This is a genomic window from Amycolatopsis nalaikhensis (genome assembly GCF_030264295.1).
In the GTDB taxonomy this organism is placed as follows: domain Bacteria; phylum Actinomycetota; class Actinomycetes; order Mycobacteriales; family Pseudonocardiaceae; genus Amycolatopsis; species Amycolatopsis nalaikhensis.
This window is the reverse complement of the sequence record NZ_CP127173.1, coordinates 1,933,213-1,951,747: the sequence shown is the minus strand read 5'-3', so window position 1 is coordinate 1,951,747 and position 18,535 is coordinate 1,933,213. Positions and strand designations below refer to the sequence as shown.

Annotated in this window: 18 protein-coding genes and 2 pseudogenes; 19 read left to right on the top strand and 1 reads right to left on the bottom strand. The window is 68.9% G+C overall.

Annotated elements, in window-relative coordinates; genetic code table 11:
- The first annotated feature begins 11 nt into the window (after positions 1-11).
- The 5 genes from secE to QP939_RS09380 all read left to right on the top strand — a co-directional run bounded on the left by secE (position 12) and on the right by QP939_RS09380 (position 3,498).
- Positions 12-452, top strand: coding sequence for a preprotein translocase subunit SecE (gene secE, locus QP939_RS09400; RefSeq protein WP_176173332.1), 441 nt, complete (start codon positions 12-14; stop codon positions 450-452).
- A gap of 76 nt (positions 453-528) precedes the next feature.
- The gene (nusG, locus tag QP939_RS09395) at positions 529-1,347 is read left to right on the top strand and encodes a transcription termination/antitermination protein NusG (protein WP_285456235.1); all 819 of its coding nucleotides are present in this window, start codon (positions 529-531) and stop codon (positions 1,345-1,347) included.
- Positions 1,348-1,422: 75 nt separating this feature from the next.
- Positions 1,423-1,857 (top strand): 50S ribosomal protein L11, encoded by a 435-nt coding sequence (gene rplK, locus QP939_RS09390; RefSeq protein ID WP_013222525.1) that lies wholly within the window; start codon positions 1,423-1,425, stop codon positions 1,855-1,857.
- Between the two features lie 77 nt (positions 1,858-1,934).
- On the top strand, positions 1,935-2,654 hold the full coding sequence (gene rplA, locus QP939_RS09385) for a 50S ribosomal protein L1 (protein ID WP_285456234.1): 720 nt from the start codon (positions 1,935-1,937) through the stop codon (positions 2,652-2,654).
- A 70-nt stretch (positions 2,655-2,724) separates the two neighbouring features.
- A complete protein-coding gene (locus QP939_RS09380) occupies positions 2,725-3,498 on the top strand; it encodes an alpha/beta fold hydrolase (RefSeq protein WP_285456233.1) in 774 nt (257 codons plus the stop codon).
- 4 nt (positions 3,499-3,502) lie between these two features.
- On the opposite strand, the gene QP939_RS09375 is transcribed toward QP939_RS09380, so the two are convergent.
- A complete protein-coding gene (locus tag QP939_RS09375) occupies positions 3,503-4,366 on the bottom strand; it encodes a hypothetical protein (protein WP_285456232.1) in 864 nt (287 codons plus the stop codon).
- A gap of 312 nt (positions 4,367-4,678) precedes the next feature.
- On the opposite strand from QP939_RS09375, the gene rplJ reads away from it, so the two are divergent.
- The 14 genes and pseudogenes from rplJ (at position 4,679) to QP939_RS09305 (ending at position 17,674) form a co-directional block, all read left to right on the top strand.
- On the top strand, positions 4,679-5,233 hold the full coding sequence (rplJ, locus tag QP939_RS09370) for a 50S ribosomal protein L10 (RefSeq protein WP_125310035.1): 555 nt from the start codon (positions 4,679-4,681) through the stop codon (positions 5,231-5,233).
- A 49-nt stretch (positions 5,234-5,282) separates the two neighbouring features.
- Positions 5,283-5,672 carry a 50S ribosomal protein L7/L12 gene (rplL, locus tag QP939_RS09365; protein ID WP_285456231.1) on the top strand — a complete coding sequence of 130 codons (390 nt, stop codon included), beginning with the start codon at positions 5,283-5,285 and terminating at the stop codon, positions 5,670-5,672.
- 133 nt (positions 5,673-5,805) lie between these two features.
- Entirely contained in the window at positions 5,806-5,940 is a 135-nt protein-coding gene (locus tag QP939_RS09360; RefSeq protein WP_285456230.1) for a hypothetical protein, read from the top strand.
- A gap of 289 nt (positions 5,941-6,229) precedes the next feature.
- A pseudogene (locus QP939_RS09355) lies at positions 6,230-7,405 on the top strand (ABC transporter ATP-binding protein); the annotation flags it as partial.
- 44 nt (positions 7,406-7,449) lie between these two features.
- Positions 7,450-8,202: an MlaE family ABC transporter permease gene (locus tag QP939_RS09350; protein WP_285456228.1), complete on the top strand. Its 753-nt coding sequence runs from the start codon at positions 7,450-7,452 to the stop codon at positions 8,200-8,202.
- Positions 8,203-8,206: 4 nt separating this feature from the next.
- Positions 8,207-9,043: an MlaE family ABC transporter permease gene (locus QP939_RS09345; RefSeq protein WP_003060266.1), complete on the top strand. Its 837-nt coding sequence runs from the start codon at positions 8,207-8,209 to the stop codon at positions 9,041-9,043.
- Positions 9,040-10,368 carry an MCE family protein gene (locus QP939_RS09340; RefSeq protein WP_285456227.1) on the top strand — a complete coding sequence of 443 codons (1,329 nt, stop codon included), beginning with the start codon at positions 9,040-9,042 and terminating at the stop codon, positions 10,366-10,368. Before QP939_RS09345 ends, QP939_RS09340 begins: the two co-directional genes overlap by 4 nt.
- Positions 10,365-11,394, top strand: a pseudogene (locus QP939_RS09335) (MCE family protein). The gene QP939_RS09340 and the pseudogene QP939_RS09335 overlap by 4 nt, the downstream one beginning before the upstream one ends.
- On the top strand, positions 11,391-12,377 hold the full coding sequence (locus QP939_RS09330) for an MCE family protein (protein WP_285456226.1): 987 nt from the start codon (positions 11,391-11,393) through the stop codon (positions 12,375-12,377). Before QP939_RS09335 ends, QP939_RS09330 begins: the two are co-directional and overlap by 4 nt.
- Positions 12,374-13,558 carry an MCE family protein gene (locus QP939_RS09325; RefSeq protein WP_285456225.1) on the top strand — a complete coding sequence of 395 codons (1,185 nt, stop codon included), beginning with the start codon at positions 12,374-12,376 and terminating at the stop codon, positions 13,556-13,558. The genes QP939_RS09330 and QP939_RS09325 overlap by 4 nt, the downstream gene beginning before the upstream one ends.
- On the top strand, positions 13,555-14,730 hold the full coding sequence (locus tag QP939_RS09320) for an MCE family protein (protein ID WP_285456224.1): 1,176 nt from the start codon (positions 13,555-13,557) through the stop codon (positions 14,728-14,730). Before QP939_RS09325 ends, QP939_RS09320 begins: the two co-directional genes overlap by 4 nt.
- Entirely contained in the window at positions 14,730-15,995 is a 1,266-nt protein-coding gene (locus QP939_RS09315) for an MCE family protein (RefSeq protein ID WP_285456223.1), read from the top strand. The genes QP939_RS09320 and QP939_RS09315 overlap by 1 nt, the downstream gene beginning before the upstream one ends.
- A 36-nt stretch (positions 15,996-16,031) precedes the next feature.
- Positions 16,032-16,613 (top strand): hypothetical protein, encoded by a 582-nt coding sequence (locus tag QP939_RS09310; RefSeq protein ID WP_285456221.1) that lies wholly within the window; start codon positions 16,032-16,034, stop codon positions 16,611-16,613.
- Between the two features lie 74 nt (positions 16,614-16,687).
- Positions 16,688-17,674, top strand: a complete 987-nt coding sequence (locus QP939_RS09305) for a hypothetical protein (protein WP_285459703.1) — start codon at positions 16,688-16,690, stop codon at positions 17,672-17,674.
- Positions 17,675-18,535 lie beyond the last annotated feature (861 nt).

Here is an 18,535-nt window from a genome sequence, read left to right as displayed (position 1 = left end):
GGAGCGGAGGAGTGGTCGTGAGCGACAGCGACGCCAGCGGCGGCGAGCAGGAGCAGGACGGCGCCGGGCAGAAGCCCGAGAGCCCGTCCCGTCCCGTCACAGCCGCTGCCCGGCGTGAGCGCCGTGCGACCGCTCGTCCGGCGGGGAAGTCCGCGGCACGTGCGGACGACAAGACCCGCCCGGCCGGGAAGTCGGGGGAGAAGACCGCCCCCGACGCGAAGGGCGCCCCGACCCCGAAGCGGGACCAGAAGCCGAAGAAGGCCTCCGTGTTCGCGCGGCTGGTGCGTTTCATCCGCGAGGTCTGGGCGGAGCTGCGCAAGGTCATCTGGCCCAACCGGAAGCAGATGGTCACCTACACCGCGGTCGTGCTGGTCTTCGTGGTGTTCATGGTGGCTTTGGTGAGTGGCCTGGATCTCCTGTTCAAGTGGGGCATCGGCCACATCTTCGGCTGACGCGCCCCCGGCGCGCGCCGATGAGGGGCTCAGGTCCCGGCCTGGCCCCGGCAATGATCAACTGAGAGGACGGAACGTGACCTCCGACAACGGCACAACAGCCGGTCACGACCTGACCGAGCTTTCCGACGAGCAGGTGCACTCGGCACTCGGTGACGAGGAGTCCGAGCACCTGGAGCCCGTCGAGGTGCCCGACGAGGTCGACGAAGCCGCTTCCGCTGACGACGAAAGCACCGAAGAGGCCGCCTCCGCCGCGGCGGAGCCCGCCGCGGCGGACGACGACCCGGTCGCGGCGCTGCGCGCCGAGCTGCTCGCCGCGCCCGGCGAGTGGTACGTCGTGCACTCGTACGCGGGTTACGAGAACAAGGTGAAGACCAACCTCGAGACCCGGACCCAGACCCTGGACGTCGAGGACTACATCTTCCAGATCGAGGTCCCGACCGAAGAGGTCACCGAGATCAAGAACGGCCAGCGCAAGCAGGTGCAGCGCAAGGTGCTGCCCGGCTACATCCTGGTCCGGATGGACCTGAACGACGCCTCGTGGAGCGCGGTGCGCAACACGCCGGGCGTCACCGGGTTCGTCGGCGCCACCTCGCGGCCGTCGCCGCTGACCGTGGACGAGGTGCTCAAGTTCCTCGCCCCGAAGGTCGAGAGCGAAGCCCCGGCCAAGGCCAGCAAGGGCGAAGCCGCCGCCTCGGCGCCGCTCGGCGGCCCGGCCGTCGAGGTCGACTTCGAGGTCGGCGAGTCGGTCACGGTCATGGACGGCCCGTTCGCGACGCTGCCGGCGACGATCTCCGAGGTCAACGTCGACGGGCAGAAGCTGAAGGTCCTGGTGTCGATCTTCGGCCGGGAGACCCCGGTCGAGCTGTCGTTCAACCAGGTCTCCAAGATCTGACGGCCGGCCTCCCCGGCCGCAGTTCCCGCGTCCACGGCAGGTACGCGGGGAACGTAGTACAGGACAGGAAAAGAAATGCCACCCAAGAAGAAGAAGCTTGCGGCGATCATCAAGCTGCAGATCAAGGCGGGTGCGGCCAACCCCGCGCCGCCGGTCGGCCCGGCGCTGGGTCAGCACGGCGTCAACATCATGGAGTTCTGCAAGGCCTACAACGCCGCGACCGAGTCGCAGCGCGGGGACGTCGTCCCGGTCGAGATCTCCGTGTACGAAGACCGGTCGTTCGACTTCAAGCTGAAGACGCCGCCGGCCGCCAAGCTGCTGCTGAAGGCCGCGGGCGTGGAGAAGGGCTCCGGCGAGCCGCACAAGACCAAGGTCGCCAAGGTCACCTGGGACCAGGTCCGCGAGATCGCCAAGACCAAGGAGACCGACCTCAACGCGCACGACATCGACCAGGCCGCGAAGATCATCGCCGGTACTGCTCGCTCGATGGGCATCACGGTCGTCGACTGACGTTTTCGAAGCACCACGTGGGAGAGCCCGGGCGGCTCGTCACCACACTGATCCACAGAAGTAGTTAGGACAGAAGAATGCCCAAGCACAGCAAGGCTTACCGCCAGGCTGCGGAGCTCATCGACAAGGCGCGCCTGTACGCGCCGCTCGAGGCCGCGAAGCTGGCGAAGGAGACGTCCAAGACCAAGATGGACGCGACCGTCGAGGTCGCGATGCGTCTCGGTGTGGACCCCCGCAAGGCCGACCAGATGGTCCGCGGCACCGTGAACCTGCCGCACGGCACCGGTAAGACCGCCCGCGTCATCGTCTTCGCCGTCGGCGACAAGGCCGCCGAGGCCGAGGCCGCCGGCGCGGACGCGGTCGGCACCGACGAACTGATCGAGCGCATCCAGGGTGGCTGGCTCGACTTCGACGCCGCGATCGCGACGCCGGACCAGATGGCCAAGGTGGGCCGCATCGCCCGCATCCTCGGCCCGCGTGGCCTGATGCCGAACCCGAAGACCGGCACGGTGACCCCCGCGGTCGAGAAGGCCGTGAAGGACATCAAGGGCGGCAAGATCAACTTCCGCGTGGACAAGCAGGCCAACCTGCACCTGGTGATCGGCAAGGCTTCCTTCGACACGGAGAAGCTGGTCGAGAACTACGCGGCCGCGCTGGACGAGATCCTCCGCGCCAAGCCGTCGTCGGCGAAGGGCCGCTACCTGAAGAAGGTCACCTTCACCACGACGATGGGCCCGGGCATCCCGGTCGACCCGCTGCGGACCCGCAACCTCCTCGCCGAAGACGCGGCGGTCTGAGTCTGAGATCACCAGAAAGGGCGTCCCCGCTTGCTGCGGGGGCGCCCTTTCTTCGTGTCTCATGGACAGCATGCCGACTTTCGCGTCGTTCGACGGGCTCCGGTTGAACTACACGGTGTGGGAGGGCGACGGCGCCCACCGCCCGGTGCTGCTGCAGCACGGCTTCGCGGCGGACACGAACGCGAACTGGATCTCGACGGGCGTGGTGGCGGCCCTGCGGTCGGCCGGCTTCACGGTGATCTCGTTGGACGCGCGCGGCCACGGAAGGTCCGAGAAGCCGCACGACGAGTCCCGCTACACCGAGGACAACATGGCCCGAGACATCTCAGCCCTGCTCGACGAGCTGCGGCTGGACGAGGTGTCGTTGGTGGGCTACTCGATGGGAGCGATCATCGCCCTGGCCGCGACAGCGGTGGACAAGCGGATCCGCTGCCTGGCTACCGGCGGGGTCGGCTCGGGGATCGTCGACTTCGGCGGGGTCGACCTGCGGGTGGTGAAGCCCGCGGACATCGCTTCGGCGCTGTTGGCTGAGGATCCTTCGACGGTGCCGCCGTCAGGGGTGCCGTTCCGTCTGCTGGCCGACGCGGTCGGTGGTGATCGTCAGGCCTTGGCGGCGGTGGCGTTGGCGTCGCGCGAGGGTCACCTGGAGCTGTCGGCGATCGGGGTGCCGACGCTGGTGCTGGCGGGAGACCAGGACCTGCTGGCGGCGGAGCCGGAGAGGCTGGCGGCGGCGATCGCGGGGGCGCGGTTGGTGCGGATCCCGGGCGACCACATGACGGCGGTGATGTCACCGGCATTCTCGGAGGCGCTGGTCGCTTTCCTCAGCGCACCCCACCCGCGCTGACGGATCAGCGCGTCGTCGGCTGGGGTGGGCAGGCCGTCGGCTCGGGGGTGTGGCCGGTGATCAACCACTGACCCATCTCCACCTTCGTCAGGGCGAAGCTCCCCAACCGAGGGCCGCCCTGGATGTCGAACCAGCACGAATGGATCGTCACGGTGTCGCCGTACGGCATGCCGGAGATGTTGTGCACCGCGTAGATGTAGGTGTTCATGTCTTTGACCTGGGCGGACAGGGCTGGCACGGCCGTGGCGCAGTCGGCGTACCCGAGGTCCCGCGCGAATTGGGCCTGAGCTTGCTCGCTCATCGACAGGCAGACGCGGTCGATCTTGCTCTTCTCCGCGTCGGGTTTGCCGATCGAGTCGTAGATCGCGCGCACGGCCTGGAACGGGTCGGTCGGCAACGTCTGGTTCGTGTGGTACTTGCCCCCGCCGTGCTCCACGAAGGTCGACGTGTCTTCCCCCTTGTCGCTCGGGAAGAAGTGGTTGTACAGCCACGTCCCCGCCACGCCGAGGATGACGATCGCCAGCACCCAGGCGATGACCTTCCTGCCCAGCCACTTCGCCCACCGGGGCAGTCCCCGTCGGCCGCGTTCGGCCGGGACGAGCTGGTAGCCCGGTGGGATCACCGGCGGCTGGCCGCCCTGCTGGGCCACCGGCTGGACCGGCGGTGCCTGGACCATGCCCGCGTTCGGCGGCGGGGCCGGTTGGTTGCCCTGCTGGGACTGGGTGAACCTCAGGTAGTCCTGGAACTGCTGGAACTGCCTGAACTGCTCCAGCTCCGCCGGGTCGACCGGCGGCTGCGGGGCGGGCGTGTTCGAGCCCGCCGGTTCGATGTCCGAGCCCGGCTTTCCGTCATCGCGCTGCTCCGCCACGTGACCATGATGCCCTCCGGGCCGCGCGAAGGAACCCCCAGCCGCCCTAAACGCAGGTCAGGGCGGCCCCCGGGAGAAGCCCCGCCGGACCACCCGGTATAGTTCAGCACGGTTCTACCGAAGACCGCTGGTTTTCCCCGCCTCAACGGGGAACGAAGGTCCCGCATCACGCCGGGCGGCCCGCGCAGGAGGAACGAGGCAGGGCACCCACACGTGCCCATCAACGCCCCGCGCCGCTTGCGCGAGGGCGTTTCGTCGTTTCGGGGGCTCCTTCGAAGCCAGTGGAAACACTAGCCAAGAGAGGAGGCGACCATGGCGAAGCCCGACAAGGTGGCGGCCGTCGCCGAGATCGCGGAGAGCTTCCGCAACAGCTCGGCCACCGTCGTTACCCAGTACACCGGCCTCTCCGTGTCCCAGCTGTCCCAGCTGCGCCGCGCTCTCGGCACCAGTGCCAAGTACCGGGTCGCGAAGAACACCCTCGTCAAGCGTGCCGCCGAGGACGCTGGCGTCACCGGGCTCGAGGACCTGTTCGTCGGTGCCACCGCCATCGCCTTCGTCGAGGGTGAAGCGGTCGACGCCGCCAAGGCGCTTCGCGACTTCGCGAAGGACAACAACGCGCTTGTGATCAAGGGCGGCTACATGGACGGCAAAGCGCTGTCCGTGGACGAGATCAACCGGATCGCCGATCTCGACAGCCGTGAGGTCCTGCTCGCCAAGGCGGCGGGCGCGTTCAAGGCGAAGCTGTCCCAGGCCGCCGCGCTGTTCCAGGCGCCGGCGTCCCAGGTCGCCCGCCTGGCTGCCGCGCTGGAGGAGAAGCAGCGCAACGCCGCCGGTACCGAAGCAGCCGAAGCACCCGCCGAGAGCTGAACCACCCCCACCCCGAACGTCTAGTTCGTTTTTCTGAGAGGAAGCCATCATGGCGAAGCTGAGCACCGCCGAGCTGATCGACGCCTTCAAGGAGCTGACCCTCCTCGAGCTGTCCGAGTTCGTGAAGGAGTTCGAGGAGACCTTCGACGTCACCGCCGCCGCGCCGGTCGCCGTCGCCGCCGCTGCCGGCCCCGCGGGTGCCGCCCCGGCCGCCGCCGAGGAGCAGGACGAGTTCGACGTCGTCCTCGAGTCCGCCGGTGACAAGAAGATCCAGGTCATCAAGGTCGTCCGCGAGGTCGTCTCCGGTCTGGGCCTGAAGGAGGCCAAGGAGCTGGTCGAGGCCGCTCCCAAGGCCCTCCTGGAGAAGGTCGACAAGGAGGCCGCCGACGCCGCCAAGGAGAAGCTCGAGGCCGCCGGCGCCAAGATCACCATCAAGTGATCCCGGGCGCGTAAGCGCCTGTGCACCACCTCGTAAAGGGGCGGGCATCCACCCGGATGCCCGCCCCTTTCGTGTTGCACGACGGCCCGCCGCGGCGACTCCGGAAGGAGTAACCGGCTACGGAGGTCGTCGCATGAGGCAGGAGCACCTCGAACTGCTCGCCCAGGAACTGTCCGCCCGCAAGCCCCTGCTGACGCTCTCCGCGGCCGCCGTCGTCGCACCGGTCCTGTTCCTGCTGGTCGTCGCCGCTTTGACGCTGATCCCCTAGGACCGGTGTCCGATTGGCCCCGGGTCCCTAAATCGTGGGATCGGGGTTCCGGAGATCTGCGTCGATGCCCCGAATGGACTACCGTGCCTCCCGTTGCCGATCACGGCGGGGTGACGAAGGAACCAGGGCTGGCCAGAAAAGAAAACTGGTGAGTAACCTGTTCGCACTCAGCTCGTTGCACCTGGTTGACGCGGGTTCTTGGGCGCCACAGGCCCGCACCCGCCGCCGGCGTGGGGTGGCCTGGGTGTGGCAGCGGGCGCAATGACGCGGAACAGCTCCTGGAGGTGCGATGGGTGCCGAGGTGGTCATCGAAGGTCTGACCAAGTCCTTCGGTAAGCAGGCCATCTGGCGGGACGTCACGCTGACGCTGCCCCCGGGCGAAGTGTCGGCGATGCTCGGACCGTCCGGAACCGGCAAGTCCGTGTTCCTCAAGTCGATGATCGGGCTGCTCAAGCCCGACCGCGGCCGCTGCGTGATCAACGGGGTCGACATCGTCACCTGCTCCGAGCACAAGCTCTACGAGATCCGGAAGCTGTTCGGCGTCCTCTTCCAGGACGGCGCGCTGTTCGGGTCGATGAACCTTTACGACAACGTCGCCTTCCCGCTGCGCGAGCACACGAAGAAGTCCGAGACGGAAATCCGCCGGATCGTCCTCGAAAAGCTCGACATGACCGGTCTGAACGGCGCCGACAAGAAGCTCCCCGGCGAGATCTCCGGCGGTATGCGCAAGCGCGCCGGCCTCGCCCGCGCACTGGTGCTCGACCCGGAGATCATCCTGGTCGACGAGCCGGACTCCGGTCTCGACCCGGTTCGCACCACCTACATCTCGCAGCTGTTCCTGGACGTCAACGCGCAGATCGACGCGACGTTCCTGATCGTCACCCACAACATCAACCTGGCCCGCACGGTCCCGGACAACCTGGGCATGCTCTTCCGCAAGGAACTGGTCATGTTCGGCCCGCGCGAGGTGCTGCTGACCAGCGAGGAGCCGGTCGTCAAGCAGTTCCTCAACGGCAAGATGCAGGGCCCGATCGGCATGTCCGAGGAGAAGGACAGCGCCCAGATGGCCGCGGAGCAGGCGATGTTCGACGCCGGCCACCACGCGGGCGGGGTCGAGGACGTCTCCGGCGTGCCGCCGCAGATGCAGCCGACGCCGGGCGTGCCGACCCGGATGGGCGCGGTCCGCCGCAAGGACCGGGTCATGGAGATCATGCACCGGCTGCCGCCCGCCGCGCAGGAGAGCATCATCGCCTCGCTGTCGCCCGAGGAGCAGCGCCACTACGGCGTCCACCCGCGGCGCGTCGCCCAGGCCCAGCAGCAACAGCAGGTGCCGGCCGGCGCGCGTGACGGCGTCCCGAACCAGCACCACGGCCAGCTGCCCGCCGACCAGGTCGCGCGGATCCCCGGCGGCCAGCCGCCGAGACCCGGCACGCACCGCTTGCCACCGAACAACGGGCCAGGTGGCCGGTGCGCTCTCCCGCTTCACAGGCGAAGATCCCCGGGATCGGCATGCTCCGCGAAACCGGGAACCTGTTCGCCCTCGGCCTCGACATCGTTCGTGGCATCTTCCAGCGCCCGTTCCAGCTGCGGGAGTTCATCCAGCAGTCGTGGTTCATCGCGAGCGTGACCATCCTGCCGACGGCCCTGGTGGCCATCCCGTTCGGCGCGGTCATCTCGCTGCAGTTCGGTTCGCTCGCCCGCCAGCTGGGTGCGCAGTCCTACACCGGCGCGGGCTCCGTGCTCGCCACCGTGCAGCAGGCCAGCCCGCTGGTCACCGCGCTGCTGGTGGCGGGCGCGGGCGGCTCGGCCGTCTGCGCCGACATCGGCGCGCGGACCATCCGCGAAGAGATCGCCGCGATGGAGGTGCTCGGCGTCTCCGCGGTGCAGCGGCTGATCGTGCCGCGCACCCTCGCGATGATGCTGGTCGCGCTCCTGCTCAACGGCATGGTCAGCGTCATCGGCGTGCTCGGCGGCTACTTCTTCAACGTCGTGCTCCAGGGCGGGACGCCGGGTGCGTACCTGGCGAGCTTCTCGGCCCTCGCGCAGCTTCCCGACCTGTGGGTCGGTGAGATCAAGGCGCTGATCTTCGGGTTCATCGCCGCCGTCGTCGCGTCCTACCGGGGCCTGAACCCCTCCGGCGGCCCGAAGGGCGTCGGGGACGCGGTGAACCAGTCGGTGGTCATCACGTTCCTGCTGCTGTTCGTCGTGAACTTCGTGATCACCCTGATCTACCTGCAGATCGTGCCCGGAAAGCTGGACTAGCGCCATGACGTTCCTCCAGGGCGCCAAGCGCGTCGCCAACCGTCCTCTGCAGACGCTGGACACCCTCGGTGACCAGATGTCGTTCTACGGCCGGGCGCTGCTGTGGACGCCGCGGACGCTGCGCCGCTACACCAAAGAGGTCCTCCGGCTGCTCGCCGAGGTGAGCTTCGGGTCCGGTTCGCTCGCGGTCATCGGCGGCACGGTCGGCGTGATGGTCGGCCTGACGCTGTTCACCGGTGTCCTGGTCGGCCTGCAGGGCTATTCGGCGCTGAACTCGATCGGGACGTCGGCCTTCACGGGCTTCCTGACGGCGTTCTTCAACACCCGCGAGATCGCGCCGCTGGTCGCCGGGCTCGCGCTGTCCGCGACGGTCGGCGCCGGGTTCACCGCCCAGCTGGGCGCCATGCGGATCTCCGAGGAGATCGACGCGCTCGAGGTCATGGGCGTGCCGAGCCTGCCGTACCTGGTGACGACGCGGATCATCGCCGGGTTCGTCGCGGTCATCCCGCTCTACATCATCGGCCTGCTCAGCTCGTACCTCGCGTCCCGACTGGTCGTCATCTACATCTACAACCAGTCGGCCGGTACCTACGACCACTACTTCGACCTGTTCTTACCTCCGCAGGACGTGCTGTATTCGTTCATCAAGGTGCTGCTGTTCAGCGTCTTGATCATCCTGTCGCACTGCTACTTCGGTTACCGCGCGACCGGCGGCCCGGCCGGCGTCGGCGTCGCGGTCGGCAAGGCCGTGCGCCTGTCCATCGTCACGGTGTCGATCATGAACTTCTTCATCGGGTTCGCCATCTGGGGAACCGACGTCACGGTAAGGATCGCGGGATGAGGGTGCTCCGACGCAGGCTGCTCGGCCTGCTGCTCATCGCCGTGATGGTCGGCGGGGTGGCGCTGTCCATCGCGCTCTACGACAAGGCGTTCACGCCGGTCGTCACGGTGAAGCTGGAGGCCGACAAGATCGGCAACCAGCTGATCAAGCAGTCCGACGTGAAGGTGCGCGGGCTGATCGTCGGCTCGGTGCAGGACATCACGGCCACCGCGGACGGCGCCGAGCTGACGCTCGCCCTGAAGCCGGAGTCGGCGAAGCTGATCCCGGCGAACGTCTCGGCGCGGTTCCTGCCGAAGACGCTCTTCGGCGAGCGGTTCGTCTCACTGGAGATCCCGAAGGACCCGTCGTCGAAGACCCTGGCCAGCGGCGACGTCATCCCGCAGGACCGCACGTCCAGCGCGGTCGAGCTGGAACAGGCCTTCGCCCACCTGATGCCGGTGCTGCAGGCGGTGCAGCCGCAGAAGCTGTCGGCGACGCTCACCGCGATCTCCACCGCGCTCTCGGGCCGCGGCGACCAGCTCGGCGACACGCTGGCGCAGCTGGGCACCTACATCGGCGAGCTGAACCCGCACGAGCCGGAGCTGCAGCACAACCTCAAGGCGCTCGCGGAGTTCTCCGACCACCTCAAGGACGCCGCACCGGACCTGGTGCAGAGCCTCGACAACCTGAGTACGACGACCCGGACCGTGGTCGACGAGCGGCAGAACCTGGCCAACCTCTACGGCAGCCTGACCCAGGCCTCGGTGGACCTGCAGACGTTCCTGCAGAACAACAAGGACAACATCATCTCCCTCGCCGACACCGCCCGGCCGACGGCCGAGCTGCTGGCGAAGTACGCCCCGGAGTACCCCTGCGTGATCCGGCAGATGGCGAAGAACGTGCCGCTGATCGACCAGGCGCTGGGCAAGGGCACCAACCAGCCCGGCCTGCACGCGACGATCGAGATCATCGTGCCGCGCGGGCCCTACCAGGCCGGCAAGGAAGAGCCGCGGTTCGAGGACAAGCGCGGCCCGCGCTGCTACGACATGGAGAACCCGCCGGACCCGTTCCCGTCGCAGCCGCCGGACGGCCCGTTCAAGGACGGCACGCTGCACCAGGCCGCGCCGAAGACGGTCGGCGAGGGGCTCAACCCGGCGAAGTTCAAGGCCGACGCGGCCGGCGGCAACGGCTCCGGTGGCGGTGACCTCGCCTACTCGACGGCGGAACAGGGCTTCCTGGCCGACCTGCTGGGCCCGCAGCTCGGCATGAACTCGGCGGACGTCCCCAGCTGGAGCGCGCTGCTCGTCGGCCCGCTGTACCGGGGCGCGGAGGTGACGGTCAAGTGAGGGGCCTGCTCGCGCCGCTGATCAAGCTCGGCATCTTCGTGGTCGTCACCGTGCTGTTCACGACGATCCTCGGGATCAGCATCGCCAACATCAACACCACCAGCACCAAGGCCTACAAGGCGCGCTTCACCGACGCGACGCTGCTGCTGCCCAACGACGACGTCCGCATCGCCGGCGTCCGGGTCGGGCAGGTCAAGGACGTGCACATCGTCGACAAGCGCCAGGCCGAGGTCGAGTTCGAGGTCGACGCCGGCCGCGCGCTGCCGGCCGGGGTGACCGCGCAGATCAAGTTCCGCAACCTGGTCGGCCAGCGCTACGTCTCCCTCGGCGAGGGGGAGAACAGCGGTGGCAAGACGCTCGAGCCCGGCGGCACCATCCCGCTGGACCGGACGACGCCGGCGCTGGACCTGACCGAGCTGTTCAACGGCTTCAAGCCGCTGTTCACCGCGCTCAACCCGGACGACGTCAACAAGCTGTCCTACGAGGTCATCCAGGTCCTGCAGGGCGAGGGCGGCACCGTGGAGAGCCTGCTGTCGCACACCGCGTCGCTGGCCACCACGATCGCCGACAAGGACAAGGTGATCGGCGAGGTCATCGACAACCTCAACTCGGTGCTCGACACGGTCAACGCGCACACCCCGCAGCTCAACGACCTGATCGTGAAGCTGCAGCAGCTGGTGTCCGGGCTGGCCGCGGACCGCAAGCCGATCGGCGACGCCATCGAGAGCCTGGGCAACCTGGCCGAGACGACGTCCGGCCTGCTGGGCGAGGTCCGGGAGCCGCTGAAGAACGACATCAGCGCGCTCGGCACGCTCACCGAGCGGCTCAACCAGCACGAGCCGGAAGCTCGAGCACTTCATCCAGTTCCTGCCGACCAAGGTGAGCACGCTGACCCGCACCGCGGACTACGGCTCCTGGTTCAACTTCTACGCCTGCGAGTTCTCGGGGAGCGTCAGCTTGCCGCCACTGATCAACGACGTCGCGCTGCCCCTGCTGCCCGCGAACCGGGAGAGGTGCACGGGATGAAGTCCTTCCAGAAGCGCAACCCCGTCCCGATCGCGCTGGTCGGCATCGCCGTGCTGGCGCTGGGCTTCATCGCCGCGCTCAACTCCGACGACCTGCCGGTGATCGGCGGCGGCACCACCTACAGCGCCGAGTTCAGCGAGGCGTCCGGCCTGCAGAAGGACAACGACGTCCGGATCGCCGGCGTCAAGGTCGGCAAGGTCAGCGACATCGAGCTCGACGGCGCGTCGGTGAAGGTGTCGTTCAAGGTCAAGGACGCCTGGCTGGGTGACCGCACGAGCGCCGCGATCAAGATCAAGACGCTGCTCGGGCAGAAGTACCTGTCGCTGGACCCGCAGGGGGAGGGCGCCCTGAACCCGGGCTCCGCGATCCCGCGCGACCGCACGATGGCCCCCTACGACGTGCTCGACGCGTTCCGCGGGCTGTCCCAGACGGTCGACAACATCGACACCAAGCAGCTCGCGCAGAGCTTCGACACGATCTCGCAGACCTTCGCCAACACGCCGCAGGACGTGAAGGGCGCGCTGTCGGGGCTGTCGAAGCTCTCGGACACGATCGCCTCGCGCGACGAGCGGCTGTCGAACCTGCTGGCCAACACCCGCGAGGTGTCGCAGACGCTGGTCGACCGCGACGCCGAGGTGCAGAAGCTGCTGACCGACGGGAACAAGCTGCTCGACGAGCTGTCCAAGCGCGAGGACGCGATCACGGCGCTGCTCAACGGCTCCCGCGAGCTGGCGACGCAGCTGCAGGGCCTGATCGACGACAACGACAAGCAGCTCGACCCGGTGCTGACCCAGCTCGACCAGCTCACGTCGATGCTGCAGCGCAACCAGGACTCCCTGGCCGACGGCATCAAGAAGTTCGCGCCGTTCATCCGCGTCTTCACCAACACCATCGGCAACGGGCGCTGGTTCGACAACTACATCTGCGGCCTGCTGCTGCCCTCGATGGGCCCGATCAACGAAGAGGGGTGCTACACGAAATGAGTGACACCCGCTTCGGCCAGGCCCTCACCCGGGGCTTCACCATCGCGATCGTCCTCGCGCTCGTCGTCGCCGGCGGGATCTGGTGGACGCTCAAGGACGCCGGCCGCAACCACCTGACCGCCTACTTCGCCGGCGCCGTCGGCCTCTACGAGGGCAACAGCGTCCGGATGCTCGGCGTCGACATGGGCACGGTCACCAAGATCCAGCCCATGGGCAACCAGGTGAAGGTCGAGTTCGAGTACGACCGCTCGGTCGCCGTCCCGGCCGACGCCAAAGCGCTCATCGTGGCGCCGTCGCTGGTGTCGGACCGCTACATCCAGCTCGCCCCGGCCTACACCGGCGGCCCGCGCATCTCCGACGGCGCGGTCATCGGCCTCGACCGCACCGAGGTGCCGCTGGAGGTCGACCAGCTGGCGGCCAGCCTGGCCAAGGTCAGCGAGACCCTCGGCCCGAACGGCGCCAACAAGGAAGGGTCGCTGTCGAACCTGCTGAACACCGCGGCGGCCAACGTCGACGGCAACGGCCAGGCCCTGCACGACACGATCACCAAGCTCGGCCAAGCCGCGGGCACGCTGGCGGGCAACAAGGACGACCTGTTCTCCACCGTGCAGAACCTCGGCAAGTTCTCCCAGACGCTGGCCGACTCCGACAAGCAGGTCCGCAGCTTCGAGAGCCAGCTCGCCGACGTCTCCGGCTACCTGGCGTCCGAAAAGGACAACCTGGCCGCGACGGTGCAGCAGCTGGGCACCACGCTGACGTCGGTGCAGGCGTTCATCGACGCCAACCACGACCGGCTCAAGTCCAATGTGGACAAGCTGGCCGGGATCACGAAGGTGCTCGTCGACCAGCGCAGCTCGCTCGCCGAGATCCTCGACGTCGCCCCGGTCGGCCTGAGCAACCTGGTCAACACCTACAACGGCTCGTCCGGCACGCTCGACGCCCGGCCGAACCTCAACGAGCTGACCCAGCCGCCGCTGGTGATGATCTGCCGGCTGCTCAAGCAGGCCGGCACGAACAACATCCCCGACGTGCTCGGCAACGCCTGCGAAGGCATCGCCGGCGTGGTCGACAAGGCGATCCCGCTGCCGTCCGTGGCGCAGACCGTGCAGGCCCTGCAGTCCGGCCAGCTGCCGCCGCTCCCGCTGCCCGTCGCGGGCCAGCTTTACGGAGGTGGCCAGTGAAAAAGCTACTGACCGTCGGGGCACTCGCCACGGTGTCCGCGCTGACACTGTCCGGCTGCGCCTTCAACGGCATCTACGACCTGCCGCTGCCCGGTGGCGCCGACCTCGGCGACCACCCGTACACGGTGAACGTCGAGTTCCGGGACGTGCTCGACCTGACCCCGCAGGCCGGGGTGAAGGTCAACGAGGTGCCGATCGGCCGCGTCGAGAACGTCGGGCTCACCAAGGACGGCTGGCACGCGCTCGTCACGCTGAAGGTCAACGGCGACGTCAAGCTGCCCGCCAACGCGCTGGCCAACATCAAGCAGTCGAGCCTGCTCGGCGAGAAGTACGTCGAGCTGGCCTCGCCCGGCGACGACCAGGCCCAGGGCAAGCTCGCCGACAACGCGACGATCCCGCTGGCCAGGACCAACCGCAGCGTCGAGGTCGAAGAGCTGCTCGGCGCGCTGTCGCTGCTGCTCAACGGCGGTGGTGTCGACCAGCTCAACACCATCACCAAGGAGCTCAACAACGCCACGTCCGGCCGCGAGCCGGACATCAAGGCGCTGCTGGACAACGCGAACGAACTCGTCACGAACCTCGACAAGCAGTCGCAGAACATCACCCGGGCCATCGACGGGCTGAACCGGCTGTCCTCGACCCTGAACGACCAGAAGGACAAGCTGGCCGGCGCGGTCGACAACCTCGGCCCCGGCCTCGGCGTCCTGGAGCAGCAGCGCGGCCAGCTGGTCACGATGCTGCAGGCGCTGGACAACCTCTCCGGCGTCGCCACCGACACGGTGAACAAGTCGCAGAAGGACCTGGTCGCCGACCTCAAGGCGCTGACGCCGACGCTGCAGAAGCTCGGCGAGGCGGGCAACGACCTGCCGAAGGCGCTGGAGATCCTGCTGACGTTCCCGTTCAGCGACCAGGCCGTCAACGGCGTCAAGGGCGACTACTTCAACCTGTTCGCGAAGGTGGACCTGAACCTGAAGACCGTCGTCGAAAACCTGGGCCGCAGCCGGCAGAACCCGCTCGCCGGGCAGCTGCCGCTGCCGGGGCTGACCGGCGGGACCGAGGGCGCGTCCGGCAACCCGCCGCTGCCGATCCCCGGCGAAAGCGGGCAGCAGTCCGGACAGGCCCAGCCGGGCCTCGGCAATCTCTTCGGGCTCCTCTCGGGAGGTGCGGGCTGATGCTGGTACGCAAGACGAGGATCCAGCTGATCGCCTTCGCGGTCATTTCGGTCGTCGCGATCGTGTACGCGCTGATCCGGTTCGCCGGGCTCGGCAGCGTCTTCGGCAACGACGGCTACACGGTGAAGCTCGAGCTGAACGAGTCCGGCGGCATCTTCACCAACGCCGAGGTCACCTACCGCGGCTACAACATCGGCCGGGTCGGCGAGCTGCGGCTCACCCCGACCGGGCTGGAGGCGGACCTCAACATCGACCCGTCGGCGCCGCAGGTGCCCGCGGACCTCGACGCCGTCGTCGCCAACCGCTCGGCGGTCGGCGAGCAGTACGTCGACCTGCGGCCCAAGGCCGACCAGGGCCCGTACCTGGCGTCCGGCTCGGTCATCCCGGCGAGCAAGGCGACCACCCCGGTCAGCACCGAGCGGCTGATCGGCGACCTCGACTCGCTGGCCGCGTCGGTCCCGGTCGACTCGCTGCGCACGGTCGTCGACGAGTCCTACGACGCGTTCCGCGGCACCGGCGGCGACCTGCAGAAGCTGCTGGACACCGCGCGCAGCTTCACCACGACCGCGCAGGAGTACCTGCCGCAGACGATCCAGCTGCTCGACCAGGGCGGCAAGGTGCTGGACACGCAGAACGACCAGGCCGAGAACTTCGCGTCGTTCAGCAAGAGCCTCAACGAGCTCACCGGCACGCTGAAGAACTCCGACGGCGACCTGCGCAAGCTGATCGGCATCACGCCGCAGGTGGCCGCGCAGGTCAGCCAGGTGCTGAAGGAGTCGGGGCCGGGCCTCGGCGCGCTGACGGCGAACCTGCTCACCACGGCCAACCTGACCGTGACCCGGCTCGACGGGATCGAGCAGGGCCTGGTCACCTACCCGGCCCTGGCCGGCGCCGCGGGCAGTGTCGCCCCGGGTGACGGCACCGCCCACCTCGGCCTGGTGCTGAACCTCTTCAACCCGCCGTCCTGCACCAAGGGGTACCTGCCGTACTCGCAGTACCGGACCGGGAACAACCTGGCCCCGCGGCCCGCGGACGAGAACGCGTACTGTGCCGAACCGAAGGGCAGCCCGATCAACGTCCGCGGCGCGCAGAACGCCCCGTACGGCGGAGTGCCGGTGGCGCCGTCCGACTCCGACGTCGCGGAGAACAAGAACCGCCCGGCGGAGGAGCTGGCCGAGGAGCGGGATACCCGCGGCGTGCCCGGCATCGTCGGCAGCCCGGGTGTCAGCCTGAACAGCATGGGCGCGCTGCTCGGCCTGGCCTGACGTGGATTTGATGACCGTTACCTACCCTGGAGTGTTATGAGTTCGGACGAGCCGGCCGCCACCGCGGTCGAGGAGGTTCCCGAGCCGTCCGAGACGCCGTCGAAGGACTCCTCGCGGATCCTGGTGCTCGGCGCGGCCGCGCTGGCGCTCGCCGCGCTGATCGCCGCGGCGCTGTTCGGGATCCAGTGGTGGGCCGCCGCGGCCGACGACAACGCCGACCTGGCGGCCTCGCGCGAGGCCGTCGTCAAGGCGGGCACGAACGCGCTGAAGGCCTACACCGAGGTCGACTACAACGACCTCGACGGGTTCTTCGCCCGGCAGAAGTCGGTGTCGGACGACAAGATGGCGCAGCAGATCGACCAGTCGGCGCCGACGTTCCGCAAGGCGCTCGCCGACGCCAAGACGAAGGTCACCACGGACGTCCAGGACATCGCCGTCGAGGAGCTGGACGACCACGAAGGCAAGGCCAGCTTCCTCGCCGCGATCGCCACGACCGTCACCCAGGGCGACAAGAGCAGCGCGAAGCCGCTGCGCCTCGAGGTGTCGATGACCCGCGTCGGCGACGAATGGAAGCTGTCCGGCATCGACAGCGTCCCGCTCGTCGCGGCCGGCCAGTAGCTTCACCCGTAAGGAGCCCCGTAGTGCCCCCCTCCCGCCGCAGCAGCAGCACCCCGCCGTCGCGACGGCCCCGCGTGGCCGGTCTGCGCAAGCCGTCGACGGACGAGTCCGCCGCCGAGCGCACCGGCCAGCTCCCCGCGGTGCCGCCAGCGTCCGCGGAGCCGCGCAAGCCGCGGCCCCGGCCGGTGCCGCGCCCGATGCCGCGGCCGGTGGCCAAGCCCGCGCCGGAGGCGTTCGAGCCGAGCAGCGGGCAGATCGACACTTCGCCCGCGGAGGACACCGCGGTGTTCGCCGCGGTCGGCACCGAGGAAGAGCCGCAGGTCGACGCGCTGACCGGCGAGTCCGTCGACGAGGAGGAAGAGGCCCCGGCCCGGCCGGCCCCGCGGCGGAAGAAGCGGGACACCGGCATCGCGAAGCCGACGGAGGAGTCCGAGGTCGCGGTCGAGGACGAGCCGTCGTCGTCGGCCACGGCCGCGGGGTCCCGGGTGCAGAAGCCGTACCTGGTGGCGGGCGCGCTGGTGCTGGTTGCCCTGATCCTGGGCGGCCTGGCGTTCTGGTTCAAGTCGGAGGAGGTCAAGGTCTCCTCGGCGACGAGCAACACGGCGTTGCTGGACGTGGCGAAGACGGCGCAGGTCAAGGACGCCGTCTCGAAGGCGGCCGAGGCCCTGTTCTCGTACGACTTCAACAACATCAAGAAGACCGAGGACGCGGCGAACGACCTGCTCGCCAACGACGACGTCAAGAACAAGTACAACTCGCTGATGGGCGAGGTGAAGAGGCTGGCGCCCGAGCAGAAGATGATCGTGACGTGCAAGGTGACGCGCGCGGCGGTGATCATGCTGAACGGCGACCTGGCGAAGGTGATGGTCTTCGTGGACCAGACGTCGACCCGGACGGACACGAAGAAGACGACGGCGGGCACCGCCCAGCTCCACTTGAACGCCCAGCTCCAGGGCGACAAGTGGAAGATCACCGACATGGACACCTACAACGCACCGAAGGTCCCGGCGGCGTCTCCGGCGCCCTCCTCGGCCCCGGCATCGCCCTCGCCGTCGAAGTAGGTCCGCGGATCGGCGCTGGGTCGGCTGACGCCGGGCTGGTGGCCCGTGCGGCCGTTGGAGGCCGCCTGGGCGGCGCGAGGCGACCACGCCGGCTTGTGGCCCGGCGGAGCCCGGCCTTGCCGCGCGAGGCCGCCCTCTTGCGTGCCCCGGGACGCCGCCGTACGCGCCTGCCTTCGCCGAGCCGGCCGCCGTCAGCCGCAGGGCCTGATCCCGCGCCGGACCGGCCCGCGAGTCGCTCCTGGGCGGGCCCACCCGACGCGATGGTCCGTGCGAACTACTCGCCCGCGGGTCCAGTCGGACCGTGCCCGCGCTCGCCCGGCTGCAGCTGTCCCCGCGGACCCGGCCACCCGCCCGCGAGCCGCGTCCGACACGCCGAAATCCCGGAAGATCCCACTCGAAGCCGCGCGGCGAGTCGTGGCATGAAACACACCTCGGTGCGCCCCAAAACCCCAGGTCGCGGCCCCATTACTGGCGCTACCAGCCGGTAGCTGACAAGATATTCGGCCGCTCACGCTCCGCTGACCCTCTTCCACGCTGCGCCAACCGGCGGGACCCCCGTGTGGCATCTTGACTCTCGGCGCCGGTGGGTTCACGCTTACTCCCGAACGGCGAAACCGGCGGCCCTTGCGGGAGGGACAACCGGCTCGCCTGGAGGCATACCTGAAGACGTCGCGAGGCAGGCTGGGCCCCATCGGGAGCGCCCCCTGGACAGACCGCGCCGTTCGGGCTAGACTGCCTCTTTGCGCTGCCCTCTTTCAGGCTGCCCGGAGCCGGTAGTTAGGATAGTGGGCACACGGCACCCTTGACAGTCGCTGATAGCTGTTGCTATGGCGGCCGTCACCGCTCATTGTCCCCGGAAGG